The sequence below is a fragment of the Luteipulveratus flavus genome (genome assembly GCF_029439465.1).
GTDB lineage: Bacteria > Actinomycetota > Actinomycetes > Actinomycetales > Dermatophilaceae > Luteipulveratus > Luteipulveratus flavus.
The window spans coordinates 1-1,336 of record NZ_JAROAV010000013.1 but is presented as its reverse complement, the minus strand read 5'-3'; the positions used below and the strand labels follow the sequence as shown (position 1 = coordinate 1,336).

At 67.4% G+C, this 1,336-nt stretch carries 1 pseudogene and 1 other annotated feature; the pseudogene reads right to left on the bottom strand.

Annotated elements, in window-relative coordinates:
• Positions 1 to 40 precede the first annotated feature (40 nt).
• Positions 41 to 1,291, bottom strand: a pseudogene (locus P4R38_RS04980) (IS3 family transposase).
• Positions 876 to 1,004, bottom strand: a sequence feature (AL1L pseudoknot). It overlaps the preceding pseudogene by 129 nt.
• Positions 1,292 to 1,336 lie beyond the last annotated feature (45 nt).

The window sequence follows — 1,336 nt, the reverse complement described above, 5'->3', positions numbered from 1 at the left end:
TGAACCGCCCCGGTGTTTCCGGACACTTCGGGTTGTGTCTCTACCCGGACGGGGCGAGACGGTTTCGTGCAGCGTAGTGGGCTGATTCGACCTCGATGGGTGTCAGGTCGTCGATGGACTCGTGGGGCCGGTCGTGGTTGAACCAGTGGACCCACTGCAGGGTGTCGAGCTCGACGTGCTCGACATCGCGCCAGGGCCCTTCGGGGCGGATCAGCTCGGTCTTGTACGCGCCGATCTGGGACTCAGCCATCGCGTTGTCGTAGGCGTCGCCCACCGAACCCACTGAGGGGTCCACGCCGGCGTCAATCAGCCTGGTAGTGAAGGCGAATGAGGTGTACTGGCTGCCGGCGTCGGTGTGGTGCACCAGCCCGGTCAGGTCGTCCACGCCATGCTGGCGGCGCGACCAGATCGCGTGCTCGAGGGTGTCCAGCACCAGCTGGGTGCTCATGCTGGTCGCGGCCCGCCAGCCGACGATCATCCGGGAGTAGACGTCGATGACGAACGCGACGTAGACGGTCCCGGACCAGGTCGCGACATAGGTGAAGTCAGCGACCCACAGCCTGTTCGGGGCCGAGGCGGTGAAGTCCCGCTGGACCAGATCCGCCGCTCGGGCATCCCGCGGGTCGGCGATGGTGGTCCGCACTCGCTTGCCGCGCAGTGCGCCGTGCGCCGTGCCAGCCGTTTGCTGTCATCAGCCGTTCCACCGTGCAGCGGGCCACGTCATGGCCCTGCCTGCGCAGGTGCAGCCACATCTTGCGCGCACCAAACCGGGCGATGAACCGCTGCCGACGTGCGCACCGGATCAGGTCGGCGACCTGCGCATCACGCTGCGCCCGCTGGCAGGGTGCCCGGTCGCGGGCCTCGTAGTACGTCGACGGGGCGATCTTGACGCCGTGCTCGCACAACACCCGGCAGATCGGCTCGACCCCGAACTCCTCACGATGTGCGTCGATGAACGCGGTCAGTACCTGGGTGGGCGGTCGAGCTCCGCCGCGAAGAAAGCCGATGCCGACTTCAAGATCTCGTTCGCCCGACGCAGCTCGGCGTTCTCCTTCTTCAACGCCCGGATCTCGGCCAGCTCGGCAGTGGTCTTGCCCGGCCGGGTCCCGCCGTCGACCTGGGCCTGGCGAACCCACTTGCGCAAGGTCTCCGGGGACCCGATGCCCAGTCGAGCCGCGATCGTTCGGATCGCTTCGAACTCGCTGGTGTACTCGCCGGCGGCGACTGACTCGGCCACCATCCGGACCGCACGCTCCCGCAGCTCACGCGGGTACTTCGAGGGACGTGCCATGACTTCATCCTCCAGTAATGAAGTCTCCGGACATCCCGGGGCGGT